This is a genomic window from Allorhodopirellula heiligendammensis (genome assembly GCF_007860105.1).
Lineage (GTDB): Bacteria > Planctomycetota > Planctomycetia > Pirellulales > Pirellulaceae > Rhodopirellula > Rhodopirellula heiligendammensis.
This window is the reverse complement of record NZ_SJPU01000001.1, coordinates 272,959-288,775: the sequence shown is the minus strand read 5'-3', so window position 1 is coordinate 288,775 and position 15,817 is coordinate 272,959. Positions and strand designations below refer to the sequence as shown.

12 protein-coding genes are annotated in these 15,817 nt (G+C 54.0%); all 12 read right to left on the bottom strand.

All coding sequences use genetic code 11. From position 1 onward, the window contains the following. Positions 1-219: 219 nt before the first annotated feature. Positions 220-1,542, bottom strand: coding sequence for a DUF1552 domain-containing protein (locus tag Poly21_RS01125; RefSeq protein WP_146405142.1), 1,323 nt, complete (start codon positions 1,540-1,542; stop codon positions 220-222). A 153-nt stretch (positions 1,543-1,695) separates the two neighbouring features. Further along, positions 1,696-4,263, bottom strand: a complete 2,568-nt coding sequence (locus tag Poly21_RS01120; RefSeq protein ID WP_302117115.1) for a DUF1592 domain-containing protein — start codon at positions 4,261-4,263, stop codon at positions 1,696-1,698. Between the two features lie 203 nt (positions 4,264-4,466). Further along, a complete protein-coding gene (epsE, locus tag Poly21_RS01115) occupies positions 4,467-5,678 on the bottom strand; it encodes an exopolysaccharide biosynthesis GT4 family glycosyltransferase EpsE (protein WP_146405140.1) in 1,212 nt (403 codons plus the stop codon). A gap of 161 nt (positions 5,679-5,839) precedes the next feature. Further along, the gene (locus Poly21_RS01110; protein ID WP_146405138.1) at positions 5,840-6,997 is read right to left on the bottom strand and encodes a polysaccharide pyruvyl transferase family protein; all 1,158 of its coding nucleotides are present in this window, start codon (positions 6,995-6,997) and stop codon (positions 5,840-5,842) included. Beyond that, a complete protein-coding gene (locus Poly21_RS01105; protein WP_146405136.1) occupies positions 6,963-8,312 on the bottom strand; it encodes a glycosyltransferase family 4 protein in 1,350 nt (449 codons plus the stop codon). Before Poly21_RS01105 ends, Poly21_RS01110 begins: the two co-directional genes overlap by 35 nt. A gap of 75 nt (positions 8,313-8,387) precedes the next feature. Then, positions 8,388-9,581, bottom strand: a complete 1,194-nt coding sequence (locus Poly21_RS01100) for a glycosyltransferase family 2 protein (RefSeq protein WP_146405134.1) — start codon at positions 9,579-9,581, stop codon at positions 8,388-8,390. A gap of 54 nt (positions 9,582-9,635) precedes the next feature. Further along, positions 9,636-10,838 (bottom strand): glycosyltransferase family 4 protein, encoded by a 1,203-nt coding sequence (locus Poly21_RS01095; RefSeq protein ID WP_146405132.1) that lies wholly within the window; start codon positions 10,836-10,838, stop codon positions 9,636-9,638. After that, the gene (locus Poly21_RS01090) at positions 10,835-11,878 is read right to left on the bottom strand and encodes a glycosyltransferase family 2 protein (RefSeq protein WP_146405130.1); all 1,044 of its coding nucleotides are present in this window, start codon (positions 11,876-11,878) and stop codon (positions 10,835-10,837) included. The genes Poly21_RS01095 and Poly21_RS01090 overlap by 4 nt, the downstream gene beginning before the upstream one ends. 12 nt (positions 11,879-11,890) lie before the next feature. Then, a complete protein-coding gene (locus tag Poly21_RS01085) occupies positions 11,891-12,835 on the bottom strand; it encodes a sulfotransferase family protein (protein WP_146405128.1) in 945 nt (314 codons plus the stop codon). Then, a complete protein-coding gene (locus tag Poly21_RS01080; protein ID WP_146405127.1) occupies positions 12,832-13,740 on the bottom strand; it encodes a sulfotransferase family protein in 909 nt (302 codons plus the stop codon). The genes Poly21_RS01085 and Poly21_RS01080 overlap by 4 nt, the downstream gene beginning before the upstream one ends. Continuing rightward, the gene (locus Poly21_RS01075; protein ID WP_302117110.1) at positions 13,737-14,726 is read right to left on the bottom strand and encodes a glycosyltransferase family 2 protein; all 990 of its coding nucleotides are present in this window, start codon (positions 14,724-14,726) and stop codon (positions 13,737-13,739) included. Before Poly21_RS01075 ends, Poly21_RS01080 begins: the two co-directional genes overlap by 4 nt. Next, positions 14,723-15,814 (bottom strand): glycosyltransferase family 4 protein, encoded by a 1,092-nt coding sequence (locus Poly21_RS01070; RefSeq protein WP_146405125.1) that lies wholly within the window; start codon positions 15,812-15,814, stop codon positions 14,723-14,725. The genes Poly21_RS01075 and Poly21_RS01070 overlap by 4 nt, the downstream gene beginning before the upstream one ends. Positions 15,815-15,817: the final 3 nt, after the last annotated feature.

Sequence of the window (15,817 nt, the reverse complement as noted above, 5' to 3'; positions counted from 1 at the left end):
ATAACCACATTTGAGCGACCTCTCATGTAGGAGTGCCCGCTCCGCAGCTACAGAGATTGTGATCGTTCAACTGAGTCCCCGGCACTCGCGTGGGAGCGGTGGACATGCGGGGCGGTGAACGTGTGGGGAATCCCTGCGTGGGCTCGCCCTATCCGCGATTCAACCGATAGTGCAACGTATGCTGCGAGGACATACCACTCGTTGGGGACGCATGCTCGTTCAGATAGTCAGCGTGCCAGTGGCATCGGCAAATGAGTCGGACTCGACTCCCATCTTCTGCATCAGGCTGAGTAGTAAATTGCTGAGCGGCGGGTGTTTGTCTTCGTCGTGACCGATGTGCCGACCATGCTTGATACCCAAACCACGGCCACCCGCTAGGAGCAGTGGTAGATTCTTGGGTGAATGACCACCACCCAAGCCCGAGTTCATGCCGCTGCCGTATAGTACCATGGTGTGATCGAGCATCGTTCCCTCTCCGTCCCCGGTCTGTTTCAACAGGTCCAGGAATCGACTCAGGCGGGAGAGATGAAAGCGATCAATTACCCCAAGCTTCTTTAGCATCCCCGGATCACCACCGTGATGAGATAACTCGTGGTGATTCTCACCTCCACCACCATAGCCACTCGCCTCCCGCGACCACTGGTACGTAATCACCCGCGTGGAGTCGGTGACGAATGCGAGGTAGGAGAGTTCCAGCATCACATCAAGCCACATCGAGCGGTCGTGTGCATCGTGCGGTTGGCTCGCCAGAAGGAGATGTTTGGAGTCGACCTTCGCTCGTGGCACATCGATCCACGCCTGCGAGCGGGCAACACTCCGTTCGGTCTCGCGGACGCTATGCAGATACTCTTCTAGTTTCTGCCGGTCCGGCGATGATAGACTTTTTTGTAACGTCCGGGCCTCGCCTAAGACATTGTCCAGAATCGATTTGCGATCAGCGTAACGCTGCAGCGTCGCTTGCCGGTCACCCGCACTGTCGGGAACGAACAGTCGTTCAAACAGCCGCTGCGGGGAACTTTCCGCGGGTAGCGGCGTCCCACCTCGACCGAACGAGAGCGTATTGGAATGTCCGGCCGCCCCTGTGCCACTGCGGTCAGATAGTTGTAGCGACCCGAACCGAGTGTCACTGGCATGATGGTTTGCGACAATTTGATCGGCTGAAACCCAGTTGGTGTAGTCACTACCAGGGGTTGCATTCAGATCGGCTGCCGTTAACCAAGTATCGGCGCCGCTATGACCTCCGCGAGCCGACGGGTGTCCCAGGCCGCTCAGGACGGTGAACTCGTCTCGGTGATTGTTAAGAGCCTGCAGAGTCGGCGAAAGCTGGTAGTCTTCCCCAGTTGTTTCAGGCTGCCACTGCAAGATGTTCACACCATTGGGAACATAGCAACAGATCATGCGGGGTTGCCGATGCAATGACTGCCCTAACGATTTGAACTTCGACGCTGCCGCCTGCGCTGTTGGGACCATTGCGTCAAGCAAGGGCAGACTCAGGCACGTACCCAGCCCACGAAGTACACTGCGTCGTGAAAGTGGTCGCATGTATCGAGTTCTCCCAATATTATGATACGCGTTTCTCTGTGAGTATGAAGCAAGCTCTCGGACAACCCATGGGCGATCATCGCTGTACTCACACGATGGCGAATAGCTACCGTCGGTCAAGTATTTCGGTTTGTTTTTCGAAGCGGAACTCAGCTACATTCTCTGCATTCGGAATGTTTCCGTTTGCACTACAAACTCGATGAGAGATCGCAGCGTGAGAGCATTTGATTTCATATGCTTCACGGCGTCGTCGACCAGCGGACGATCAGTAATGCCCAATTCGCGGCCCAGAGCATACGTTAGCATCTTTGCCGCCAAGCAGTGCAAAAACGCGTCTTGCTGCCGCATGAGCCCCGACTTGAGTTCCTCTAACCCCGCAATCGTTGTGCCGTCGGGTAACTGAGACGAGGCATCAATGAGTGGGTCATTATCCCGAATCTTACCTTCATATCCATGTCCTTCTCGCTCTCGCCAAGCACCCGATGCGTCAAAGTTCTCAAGTGCAAAGCCGAGTGGATCAATTTGATTGTGGCAGCGAGCACACTGCGGCAACTCACGATGGATTTCTAATCGCTCCCGAACGGTGGCCAGGTCGATACCGGGAACCTTCGGCGCAATGTCTCCCGCATCGGCGACAGGCAGACCGGGATCAATGCCCAGTATATTGTTTAGTATCCAAACACCTCGCTTGACCGGCGAGGTGCGGGTGCCGTTGGACGTCAGTGACAGCATGGATGCTTGCGTTAGGACACCTCCGCGGTGGCAGTCCGTGGGAAGTACGACCCTTCGGAAATGATCTCCACGGACACCTTCGATGCCGTAAAAACGAGCCAGACGTTCGTTGATCACCACGAAATCGGAATCAACGAAATTCATGACACTCAGATCCTCTTGCAACACTTCGCGAAAGAAGGCAAGAGATTCTTCTACGATGGATAACTCCAGATGTCGGTCATAGCGGTGATACAACTGTCGCGCGGGCGGATTGGCACCGACTTCGCGAAGTCCCAACCACTGCCCAGCAAAATTGGTTACCAACGCGTCGGTTTTCGGATCGCGTAACATCCGAGCGACTTGGCTATTCAACCCCTCCCGAGTCCTCAGTTCTCCCCGATTAGCGGCTCGAAACAGGTCATCATCGGGCATACTGCTCCACAGAAAGTATGAAATCCGAGCAGCTACTTCATAATCATGGAGCGGCTTGGGTTTTTCAGCGACTGATTGAGGCTGTGGTTCCGCTAGATATAAAAAGTTGGGAGACACCAGTATCGCCGTCAGCGGCATCCGAATCGCATCCTGAAACGATTTTGAATGTTTGCGGGCTTCGTCAAATAACAGCATTTTTGAATCAATCTCAGCCGCATCGGCGGGACGACGATACGCCCGCTGCAGAAATCGAGTAATCACTTGACGTGCATATAATCGCTCGTCCGTCTGACGACTGGCGGAAGGGAATAGCAAACGTAAATGGCTCTCAGGGGGCCATTGTTCATATATCGGTCCTTCAATCTCCATCCAGTCGATCCCGGCGACCGGACGGGCGAACCGATCATCCCACTGGATTTGAAAGTTCTCAAGTTCTCGCGGGATAGCGTATGCGTACTCAATCGTTAGTCCAGCATCCTGATTTGAAAAAACAGTGTCGAATTCGTAGGTGCTCATTTCATCAATTGGAGCATCTATATCAAACTCGGCAACTCGTTCGGGTTGTCCTCCCAGCTGGCGGGTGATCTCGACTCGAGCAGGACCATAGTTATAAGCTGGGAAACTTTTGAAGTGCTCGAGTTGACGGGCCAATTCCTTCCGCTTCCCCGATTCTTCCTGTGGTTTTCGCTTGATTGCGTCCTCGAGTCGCATTGTCAGTAGCGTTTCGGCTGATGCGAGCACCGCTTGCCGGTCGGGTACATGAGTGCCTGCACGGATGCGAATTCGATACTTACCGGGATCGGTCAATCGGAAGTCACGTACATTGAATTTGCGATCCCATGATCCGTGATGCATCACAATGTAATCACCCTCAACACGATTCTTGCCTCCGTTGACGATCACTCGTTGTCCGTCGTAGGTGACACGATTGCGGTCGGAGTTTCCAGATTCGGGCTCGAAACGCCAACGGATCGCACGTGGCTGATTGCCCTCGACAAGGGCTTGATCCAAAATTCGTGTCGCCGCGTCGAAGTACATTTCCATCAACAGTGGCGACATCGTGAGTGCGTCGCCATTATTGTCAAAACCACCGGTCGCAGGATCCGGGGGTAAATGGGAAGTGTCAAAATCGACGCCCACTAAATCTCGAATCGTGTGGTGATATTCGCTTCGGTTCAATCGCCGCAGTACTGCGACCGAACGCGGTTGCGACGCCTCGGCGCGAATAAGTTCGGTCGTCACGCCATCGACTAAAAGTGCCACCTCGGCTGCGTCAGGTTGCGGTTCCTCATTCGGCGGCATCTGGTGGCCATTAAGCACCTCGACAACATCAGCCCATTTAGCCGCAGTCACTCGATCGCCAAAGGCGTCCGTCAGGTCGTGATCGACCCGAAAGTTGGCTTCGGCGAGTTCCGGCCCATGACAACGAATACAGTGCTGGCTCAGAAAACGCTCAGCACCAGCCATGAAATCTCCACGCTCGGGAGGGAACGCCTGCTGTTCCTGAGCCCCCACGTGATCGGCGCCCGGCGGGATTGAAACGAGCAGCGCAGCAACGGCCACGTAAAGCTTCACAAAGAGTTTTCGTGTGAACAATTGGCTGGATCTACTGCATCCACCGGATTTCGCGGTGAGCAGATCGCAAACCCGCCTCCGCATACTTACCGAATCGCAAACTCGGGAAGACGCGTTTGAAGACATGATGGACAGACCTCCGAAGATGGGGCGTGACACGGCCAACTACTCTAACTTGGCACAGAATTAGCAATAAATTAACTTCACGAGGTGGAAAGTGCTTCAGCGATCGCGCGTGCGCTGCGCTGGCTCGTCCAGTTCCGCTCGATCTCAAGTCGGGCATTTCTACCTAGTTCCATGCACCGCTGCGGATCGCTTGCGAGACTCGCGATTGCCTCGGCTAATCCCTCCGGACAACGAGGTTCAACCAGCCAACCTGTGTCGCCGTGATCAATTAATTCAGGGACACCACCCGCATTCGTACCTATAACAGGCAGCTCCATTGCCATCGCTTCCATGAATGCCACACCCAATGGTTCTGCATGGCTTGCGAGCACGAATATATGGGCCGCCTCAAGTTCGTCTCGGACGGCGATGTGACCGAGCGACCCAAGCAACTCAACGGAATCCTGTAGCTGGGCATCCCTAATCTTTGCTTCGAGAATTTTCCGATACCCACTGCCGCCGTCATCATCCTCGCCAGCGATCCGCAGCTGCACTTGGATGCCGGACTTTCTAAGTATCACAATGGCATCAAGCAGATCTTCAATACCCTTGCAGCGATTCAGCCGGCAACACGAGAATATTCGTGCCGGGTGCGTTTCGCCCACCGGGTACGGAGTTCGGCGAGTGAAACTAGGTAAATCAACGCCCATGGGAGCGATCAAAACCTGAGGTGGTAGATGTCCCGCCAGCTCACGACAGACCTCTTCGTAGATCTTCTGTGTGATTACGATCGCGAATCGAGCGCGGCGCCATTTGAGACTTTGATCCTCGCCGTACACCCCTAAGGGATTATGCAGAGTCAGGCTGTACTTGCACGAGCCGAAACATTTCGCCAGCGTGGCAATATATGCAGAATTCGCACATGAATGCACATGGACATGTTTGATGCCCTTCGCTTTGGTCAAGCGGTGCAGTTTGGAGGCGAATGGAATCAGCGAGAGCCTCCGGAGCCGATTGGTAATAGCACCGCCGCTCGACAGGAGAACCAGCGATACGACGCTGGGATGAACGAGGCAGTCGATCACCGCCCTGCCATAATCAGCAAGATCCAAAGGGTAGAGATAGCCGGTTTTCTCTTTTGCCTCCGCCGCCCAGTCTTGCGTGGCTAAGGCATCCTTAGGCTTGCGTGTGGAGAATAGCACAACATCAATGTCAAGTTTCGAAAGCTCCTCAATTTCACGCCAAAAAAAGGAATGTGTTTGGCCTGGGAATTCCGGAATAAGGTAGCCAATCAATGAACGACAAGACATGTTGGTGCTAGCACGTGAGGGAGGTCGAATGAAACAGGTTTCTGCGTCTTCAGTCTGGACGCGGCCAGTTGGATTCCCGTCCCAGTTTTAAATCCAGAAATACACTACCGTGTCAGTAAAGACCACTACCTGAACGCAGGTTGATCGAGGTCGGCGTAGGGCTACTTAAAGCCCGCTTGTTGCCGAATCGATGCCGAAACCTTCGCACCAAAGAGATTGATTTGGTCTTGAAGTTGCGTCACGTTCTTCACAAGCGATGCGTTGACATCGGCATAGTTATTGAAGAAGGAAGTCAACATTGCAAAGAACTCATCGGTAGATTTTTCACTCGACAGATTCACGACAAACTCAGTCATGCCCACGGACTCCATGTACCGAATGCATTTTGGGCGGTATGCCAAAGAGATCGACGGGATGCCCATCGATGTTGCGCAAACGACTCCATGAAGCCGCTGTGAAATCACCATGTCGTATTGCGAAAGCGATTGTTCGCAATCGTTAAGGCCGGTGAAAACTTCGCCAACGCTGAGTCGACGATTGGGATGCGATCTCACGATCTGCTTAGCTACCGAGACATCGTTGGGGTGCATGCAAAAAAATTCAAATTGGCAGTTTGAATACTTTTCGGAACTTAGAAGTGCATCGACGATACAATTGATCCGCTCTTGTTCCGCCAGCATCTTTCCGAAATCACAGCCCACGTTGAGACCGATGTGGGTCGGAGACTTCACTGTTCGAGCAATTGGTTGATGCAGTAAGACGACTGGATCACCGATCGTCTGACACTCAATGCCCAAATCCGAGATCAGCTGCGCAGAAGTCTGGTCTCGCAATCCCGTAAACAGGCTACGTTCTAGCACAGGCAGAACTTGATGTAGATTATCTCCGTACAGATCGATGGACTCCACTCCGGTACCAACGACGTATACGGGTAAATCATTTCCTGCGGCATAGAAATTGATCAGCGAATGAAAATATCGGTCATTGAGGAGTGTTCCGCCGCCAATAACGACGGCATCAACTCGCCGCCCAAAACGTAGTAAACGGTCGATGGACTTTCGCATTGCGATCTGCGAACGTGTGTCCTTGAAGCTCCCGGTTGGGCAGTTCGGAATCAGACTGACTCCTTTCAGTAATTTCTTAATCGCGTCGAATAGGAGAATGTCGCCTAGGTTCTTCGATGCCGCTGCCCCGATGTACAAGGCAATGGGGTCCTGCGCAAGACCATTGCGAATCGGATCAGCCCGTCTAAGGAACTCGCGTGCTTGTCGGATCTGGGATGTTTTAATCATGGTCCCCGCCTCGGCTTGCTTTCGCATGGTCTTGATTGTTTCCGAACGGCATACCCCAGTGGGGTTTCTGATTGAGACGTCCCAATACCCAGTCGTAGACCTGCGATACCTGCCGGGCCTTGGCGTCCCATGTGAACCAATGTTGAACTCGATCTTTCGCTGCGACCGCTTTCTGCTCGATAAGTGAGGGGTCTGCTACGACATGCTCCAAATTCTGCCTCAAGGAGGCAACGATTTCGTCGCGAGAGCCCATTTCAATTAGAAATCCAGTCTCGTCCGAAACCAGTTCTCCGATACCTCCATATCGCACGACCATCGGTACCAGGCCAACCGCCATGGCTTCGAGGGCGACTGCCCCACCAAACTCGCGAATGCTAGGGAAGACCATCAAGTCGGCCTGAATTAAATGATCCTGCACCGCTTGGTGCTCGATCGATCCAAGTAGCCTGACACCTTCGGCACAGCCCAGTTTTAATGACAGTTGCTGCAACGTCTCGTATTCTGGACCTGAACCGATGATGGTGACCCTGGCTTGGCCGTTACGAATGAGATTTTGGGCCGCTTCAATGAGCATGTCAGCACCTTTATACGGTACCAGACGGCCTACAAAAACGAGTTCCAGTGGTAGGGTGGCCTGTCGCGTTCTCGTTTTCGAGAATCTCGCTAAATCAATTCCATTCTCTGGGATATAAACACACTTAGACTGATAGGCCTCGGGCATTTGGTGCCAGGTATCCTTCGATCCAATAATCAATGCCCGTGCACTGCGTCTGGTGCGATGGTATCCGGGCATTAGAGTATGCATCGACCGGATGTAGGACAACCACTCCTTCTCTTTGCGACGTACGCCGGAGAACTGCGTCGGCCAGGGCACGCCACCATTAAGCGGTCCGATGATAAACGGCACATCAATTGAATGCAGTTTGCTCGCTAAATAGCTCGGAGATGTCGGCGAAAGTGGGGTCAGTCGATGAACCAGTTGGTACCGTCCTGATCGCAACTCCTGTTTATACTTCGACCAAATCAATCGCTCGAAATAGTTATAAGTTAATGATTGAACTGCCGTTACAGTCGTCCAGCCCTTGTTAGCACCTCCACGCAGCAGGGTTGCTACTTTATACGCTGGTGCGGCTACCCGTTCTGAGTCGATCGACACGAAATCCTCGCCCTCAACCCACCCCGCCCTGAGAATAGCTTCGCGATTTCGAATTTGGGTGGCAACGGTCACATCGTAATCGGCGAGCTCCCGCAGAGCGGACGCGTGCGCCCAACCCACCAGTGGCACACTGAACCACTCTGGATTGCATGCTTCGGCAATTAACAATACACGGTCTTTAGCCATTTAATTCTTCTCGGCAGGTCGGCAGGACTCAATCCTCATGGGTAGCCCACCCAGCAAGACAAGGATCTATTAATTTTACTTTTGGGATTCCGCATCGCGTGCTGTGCGCACCCATTCCGTTTGACGTTTGCCGACAAAGCGATGATAGATTCCGAGTTTACGCCAGACGTACGTAGGAATCGAGGCCAGCGCCGCGACTGGCACCTTTGCGCGTCCAAAGCGGACAAAGGCGATCGCCAGAAATAGTATCGCCATTGCTCCAGCGACGCTTAAGATAGCCAGCGGCAACCAATGCATCGTCCATAACGACAGCACGCACAAGACTAACCATGCCAGCATCGAACCAATCGCGAGCAACGCCAGTGGAGGGACCGACAGATCGATTGCAACGGCCAACAATGTCGGTTGAAAGCGAAATAGACCTGTCAGTAATAATGGGGGCACTTCTCTTAGAATGGTGCTTAGGTATCCATGTTCCCAACGCGTCCGTTGTTCGATCGCGGCGCCGAGATCGCTTGGTAAGTCACTCTGAACATGCGCGTGTTCACAGAAGACAGGCCCGTGGCCCTGGCGGGTCAATAGCAGCCCCAATGCCAAGTCCTCAACCAACTCAGCAGAGGCTAGCTTGGCCTCGCGGATTTGTACCCATGGAAAAGCCATGCCCGTGCCCGTTAATAAGACTGGTAAACCCAGACAGTGCATTGCACGGGCGCGAACCCAATTTTTTATCAAGAATGCGAAGACCGACACTGCTGCCTCGGGGCCGCCACCGATTGGCATCCGCATCAGATACAGCGCTTGAGCAGGTCGGTTCGTCTCCGCCACGCTGCGAGTTAGGAGTTCGATGGCGTCTGAATCCACGTCGCAGTCGGCGTCGACGATGATCAACACCTCGGGCGGGTCCGGTTCGAGAAAGCGGACACCCGCATCCAGCGCAAATCCTTTCCCTCGATTTGTCTGGTCATACCGCTCCAGAACCTCAACACCGGTGGCACGCGCCACAGCGGCGGTGTCATCACTGCAATTATCCGCTACCACGACGCAGCGATCACCGGCCCGCAAACTCGCTTTGATTTGACGAAGCGTTGGCTCAATACCGGTTGCTTCGTTGTGCGCGGGAACGAGCACCGCCACGCGAAGCCGCGGCTGATCGTGGTCAACGGCAGAGTCCGCTTTTCCAGACGCCACGATGGCGATCATGCATTGGATTGCAATGACCGCGAGCATCCCTGAAAAAATCAACGAGATCGCCCAAGAGACAGCATCCATGAATATCAAAATAATCGCTCAATCACGGTAGCGGATCGGCCGTTACAGGACCGCTTAAAACAAACTCGCTAGTTTCGCCGCCTCGATATCAACATGATGCCGTTGACGGACACGTTCTGCTCCGGTCTCTCCTAATCGCGACCATCGCTCCTGGTCGCAGGTCAGGCAATCCGCGAGGGCGTCGGCCAAAGCCTGGACATTGCCAGCAGGCACCAGCCAACCGCACTCGGAATCGACAAGTTCGGGAATGCCGGCAATGTATGTCGAAATTACCGGGCGATGAAGCGCTAGGGATTCCATAATTGCCACCGGCAAGCCTTCGGCAAAACTAGGCAAGACCATCGCGTGACTTGATCGCAACCACTCGCGAACTTGGCTCCCGTCCTGCCATCCAGTGATTGTGACATGATCTTGCAGGCCATGGACCACAATCAGCTTCTCGATCTCGCCGCGCATTTCGCCATCGCCCACGAGAATCAGTTCGAATGGAATTTTGCGTCGTAGCATTTCGGCCGCGGCTTCGATCAACAATAGTTGACCTTTTTGCTCACACAACCGACCCAGGCAAACTAATCGCCGCGGTATTGAGACGTCCCAGTCCCCCTGTGCGTGATCACGGGGCGCAAAATATGTTCCATCGAGTCCACAGTGCACGACGTGGGCTTTCGGCCAATCCGCCCATGCGGACCATCGATAAAGCTGGCTCCGGCCAAAGCTCGACACGCCAACGACAAAAGCGGCCCGGCGGATCTTCTCGGGCAAGCCGATCGCCACCGGGAAATCAAATTCTTCTGGACCGTGACAAGTGATGCTGTATGGGATGCCGCTGACTTTTCCCGCTAACATCATCACGGTCGCCGAATTGGTACCGAAATGAACGTGCACATGTTCGACTCCGCCACGACGCAAATCGCTCGCAAGCCAACATGCCTCCGCAAAATAAAACAGGTGCTTGACTAGGCCGGCCCGAGAACCTCGCCCGGCACGCCATGCTAAGCTCGCAGCTGAACTCCAGCGTAATGGCGATCGAACTGCCGTCGCTAGGGTTTCTACTACGATCGCGAACCGGCGGCTCAGGATTGACTTGGTTTGGTGGGCCTCAGCAATGTCATCGGCATCCACCAGTTCGGTCTGTGTGCACCGAACTGAGTAACGTGAGATCGAATATCCCAACCTTTCCAACGCCGCGATTTCGCGACGAATGAAACTGTGTGAGGTCATCGGATACTGGTTCGTCAAATAGGCGATTTTTTTCATGCGGAGGCGTCGGTTCCCGGGGCACTGGCGGACTCATTCTCATTGCTCGGACCGGATTTGTACTCAATGAGAGTCGATTGGCGACCAGCGATCCGACGTGACCAATACGAAACGACACCCCCGAACTCAGCAAACTTACATAAAAGCTGCAACGCCGACCGTCTCGCCGCAAACGACCAGGGGTGAGTACGGGCAAACGCGACCGTCAACCGCGCCCATTGAATCGGCCAGATCAGCAAACTGAACAATCCAATCCGCCAATCGATTAGGAGGAGCAGTCCATTGAAAACAGGAATGAAACCACCCCATAGGACGATGCCCCGAAGTTGAGCTCGGGCGACCGGCTCGTCTCGATTGCCATAACGTTGGAAAGCTTCAGCGGCGGCGTGACCAAACCGTTTCGCACGACGCCACCACTGGGAAAAATGATGCAAATCGGCATCGTGAAGTGTCATCTCAGCATCAATGCGTCGGATTCCCCAGCCCGCGCATCGCAACCGCTGGCACAGTTCTGGTTCCTCGCCCGCAATCATGGATTCGGTGAACCCACCGACGCTGTGCAGCGCCGACAGCCGAAACAATGCATCGCCGCCGCATGCGAGCGCCTCGCCCACCGGGGTATCCCATTCCATATCAATCAGCGCATTATAAATTGAACGATCAGGGAATCGCTCGCGCCTGCGACCGCAAACCGCTGCAAGTTTCGAATCTGTTTCTAAACACTCGATCGCTCGCTCCATCCACTGAGGTTGTAGTTGACAATCTCCATCGAGAAACTGGATCCAACGGATTGATCCCGACAGTTTTTGCAACTGCGATACACCCGCATTCCGTGCCCGCGCGGCCGTGAATGGGATCTCGCGATCTAACTCGACCACATGAACACCCAGTGACCGAGCAAAAGCGACACTGCCATCGTCGGAACCCGAATCGACGTACACGATGACGCTATCGGTGCTGTTTTCCTGCAGCGAAGCCAGGCAAGCCTTCAATCGCTCGCCTTCATTCCGGCCGATTGCGACGATTCCTAGTTCATTCAATGGTTGACCGCTTCATTTCAAGTGTTTTAAATCGACCGAGATGACGCGGTGGCGAGTTCGCTCACGAAACTCGGTGCCGGGGAACCGTTTCGATAGCCAGCTGGCCAACCAGAGTCGCCATCCGTATCGTCGAATTGCGAATCGGTATCTCCCCAGCCTGTTTTGTAGGTTGAGCCGCCGCTGTTCCGCGGTACTGACCGGTCCGCGTGGTCCACCGCTGAGCTGGTATCCACGCTGCTGCAGGAGATCGCCTATTCGTGATTCGGCCAAGCGGAGTTCCTTCGACGAACACTTTCTTCGCCACTGATCAACCAGTGCCGGGTCTGGCGCCTCGTAAGTGGTGTCTCGATGAAATTCCAACATCGCTGGGTCAAACTCATCGCCCAAGAACTGGCAGATCTGGCGGAGTGTTGACTCCGGTTGGACGACGACGTCTTCGGATTTGATTTCCAGGCGTTTTGATAGCTCCGTTTGCTGGCACAGCTTCTGCCAGCTTGTCTCGGCATCAATGACGAACTGAGTGCCGTGCCAGATCGTGCCCGCCCACCCCATCGCCATGCAGGATTTCGCGACATCTCGACCATCGCGGTACAGGTAGATGAACTTGGCGTCCGGCCACAATCTAGTCAGTCGCTCGAAATGACGATGTACGACCGCACCATTGATAGGTTTGGAAACTCGACCAGCCATCTGATCGAACAGGCTTTGAGCAATTTCGGGATAGGTTTGACTCGGTTCGGCTTCCAAACCGTTGGACATGAAACGTCGCTCTGTGGACAAGTATTCGCAGTAGTCCCTCGCAGATGGCCATTGGTCGTCATCCGTCAACAGATCGATTGCATACTCAAATTCACCAAAACACCGGATCCGCGGATGATGATCGAGCATCAAACGCAGTAACGTCGTTCCCGCACGTACAGAGCCAACGATGAAGTATGGCTGTCTGGCAGTGTTCATCGAATCTCCGAGATGGTTGAGAGGGATTGGATGGGGCGTTTCCAAGATGGCGTCAGAGACACCGTCCGCTCGCGGAAATCATCACACGTCAATGCATCACTCAGTCCCAGCCATCCGCTCAACAGCCGAAGGTCGTCATTGAAGACAGCCTTCAGACGACGTTGACTGGCATCACTCAACTGTGGACGCTGTCGCAACCGCCACCACGATTTGACTTGCTCGCGTACCGAGCGAGGAACCAAATTACGTCTCACCCAGCTGATCCCCGGCGCGTAGACCAGACGATCACGCCACGCATTGTCGCGGATTCGCTCGCTGGAAACATTGCTCGCAGGTAATGATCGCCATTGCGGCTGGCCTGGATATTCTAAATAGCGGCAAATCCGCTCGAGCTCGGATTGGGAGTGGTCTCTCAACCGCCTAAAAAACACGGGCAAGATGTTCTCGGTGCCGTACGTTTCAATAAACGGTTGCAACTGATACGCGTATCGGCTGTATGCGATCAGTTCAGGAAATTGATCGATCGCCTCGTCGATTGGGCAGTCGATGACATTCATGGTCCACTGGTGGATGTAGTGAGACACCAGGCGATCGATAGGATGTCGCATCACGTAGATGAGCTTAGCATTGGGGCAGTACTGGCACAGCCGATCAATGGTGTCTGGATACGTCGGCAATTTGGTATAATGCGTTGACGACTCGCCATACAGGTCACTGGTTTGTCCCTCACCCCAAATCGATTGATACCATTGTGGACCGCGTGCATAGACATCGTCGTCGCTGAAATAGTTGGGCTCCTTGGGGTCGGACATGCAGATGCCCGGTTGCAGAGCCAGTTGATCGTGTAGCGTGCTGGTCATGCACTTCATGCCGCCGATCACAATGAAATTCGGTTTTTGAGTCATCGATGCCGCCCCGTCAGTGGGTTCCAAAAGTTGATCCAGATATCTTTCCACTCCGCTTCGCATGCATGAGGCGGTCGACGGCCACCAGCTTCACGGCAAAAGGCAATGCCACGGCCTAGCAACCAAAAACAATTGGCCCGAAACAACCCAAAACGTCCAAAGTGCTTCGCGTAATAGCGTGCTCGAGCGGCGTAGTAATAGCGGGGGCGACGCTTTCGCTGAGTCTGTAATGATTTCACTGGCGACGATCCGCCCCGCAGATGGACGACCTTGGTATCAGGCACATGCCGGATCAAATACCCCGCATTTCGCGCCCGGCGGCAAAAATCAATGTCTTCGTAGTACATGAAAAAATCGTCATCCATGAGTCCGATTTGTTCGATGACCTCTCGGCGAATTAAGACGCACGCAAAGCTGACCCAATCAGGTTCGCATGCGAGATGCCCCCCCTGACCATCGGTTTCCCACGGAACGGTCGCCGCTGGAAACAGCCGGGTAATCGGCCCGCTTCCAGCCGCGTTGACCAATTCAGTCAACGGACGAAAGAATCGGAAGCAACTATTTTGAGCAGTCCCATCAGCCCACTGTAGTCGCGGCGAGAAAATCGCAGCATCCGGCTGTTCGTCGGCAATTTGCGACAGCCTCGTCAGTGAAGGTGCTTCGACGAGTGTATCACTGTTCAACAGAATGACATGCGTCGATGTGGTTTCCACTAGCGCGAGATTATTGCCCGCTGAGAAACCGCCGTTCTGTTCGCTCTTGACAATACGGCACCAAGCATCCCATCGATTTGACGCAACGGCGTTCTTGATTTCTTGGTATGAGTCGTTGGGAGAATTATTGTCAACAACAATGACTGACATCCAGTCAACGAGCTCGTGCTCGGCCAAAGATCGCAACAAATCGATCGTTAACTCGAACGAGTTGTAGTTCAGTACTACAACGGATAACGACGCCGTACTAGGACTCGTTTTTGTGGTTGTCACTTCGCTGCTTCGAACTGACAGGAGTTGCTGGCAGCATGGATCAAAGCGGCTTCAAACAGCTTTCCCGCATCCTGCCAGGTATATTCGTTGGCTAAGCGATAGGCTTGCTCGGATCGACGGTGCCATTGTGAATCATCAAGGTTTGCAATTTGAACAATTGCCTCTGCGGTGGCTTGCACGTCGCCCACGCCCACCATGATCCCGCCACCGGCGTCAATCAGATCTGAACCGGCACCTGCATTGGTACCGATGACGGGCGTGCCACAAGACATTGCTTCCAAAATAGGCAATCCGAATCCCTCGAGATGACTGGGAAACAACCAACCGCGACAAGCGGCATAAGTCTTTAAGATTTGATCCTCGTCGATTCGTCCGAGCGACTCAACACGATCAAAAACAGCGAGTTGTTCTTCGTCAGGCTGTTCTCCAAAAATGACCAACTCAATTGGCGCCTTCTCCGAGGCGAGTGCCATGGCGCGAAACGCATCCGAACAGCCCTTGGATTCTGTTTTTCGATAGACCAGACCGAATTGACGCGGATTTCGCGGGCTCTTCAGTATCGCGGGATCAACTGGATCGACCGCATTGCGCACGATGGTCAAGCTCGTATTGGGTTCCCGCTTCAAGACCTCATCGGCCAGCCACTGACATAGCGTGATCATGTGTCCGCACGACGTAAGGGTCGGTGTCAGCAAATCCCAAGTCTGACCTGGAGCACCATAATCTTGGAAAAAGTAGACTGTGGACCCTTTCTCCCTGCCTATTTTTGGTAGCCAGTGCGTGGTCCGCCAATAAGTGGCAATGACCACATCTGCATCTGGTAAATCGCTGTCCAGCACGCCATTGCTGTGCTCGACGATCCGAAAGGGGACTTCGTAGTTTTCGTAATGGCTCGGCGGGGGCGGTGGTTCCAACACCCGGCGAGTGGCCACGATCCGCTTTAACCGCGACTTCAGGGATGGGGTCGCCTTTCGATTGCAAACAATCTCCACCTCATGCCCCAGTTCGATAAGTTCACGGGCATAGATCGCGATGACGCGTTCGCCTCCGGATAAATTAGGAGGCGGAGATAAGAAAGTAATTCGCATCGT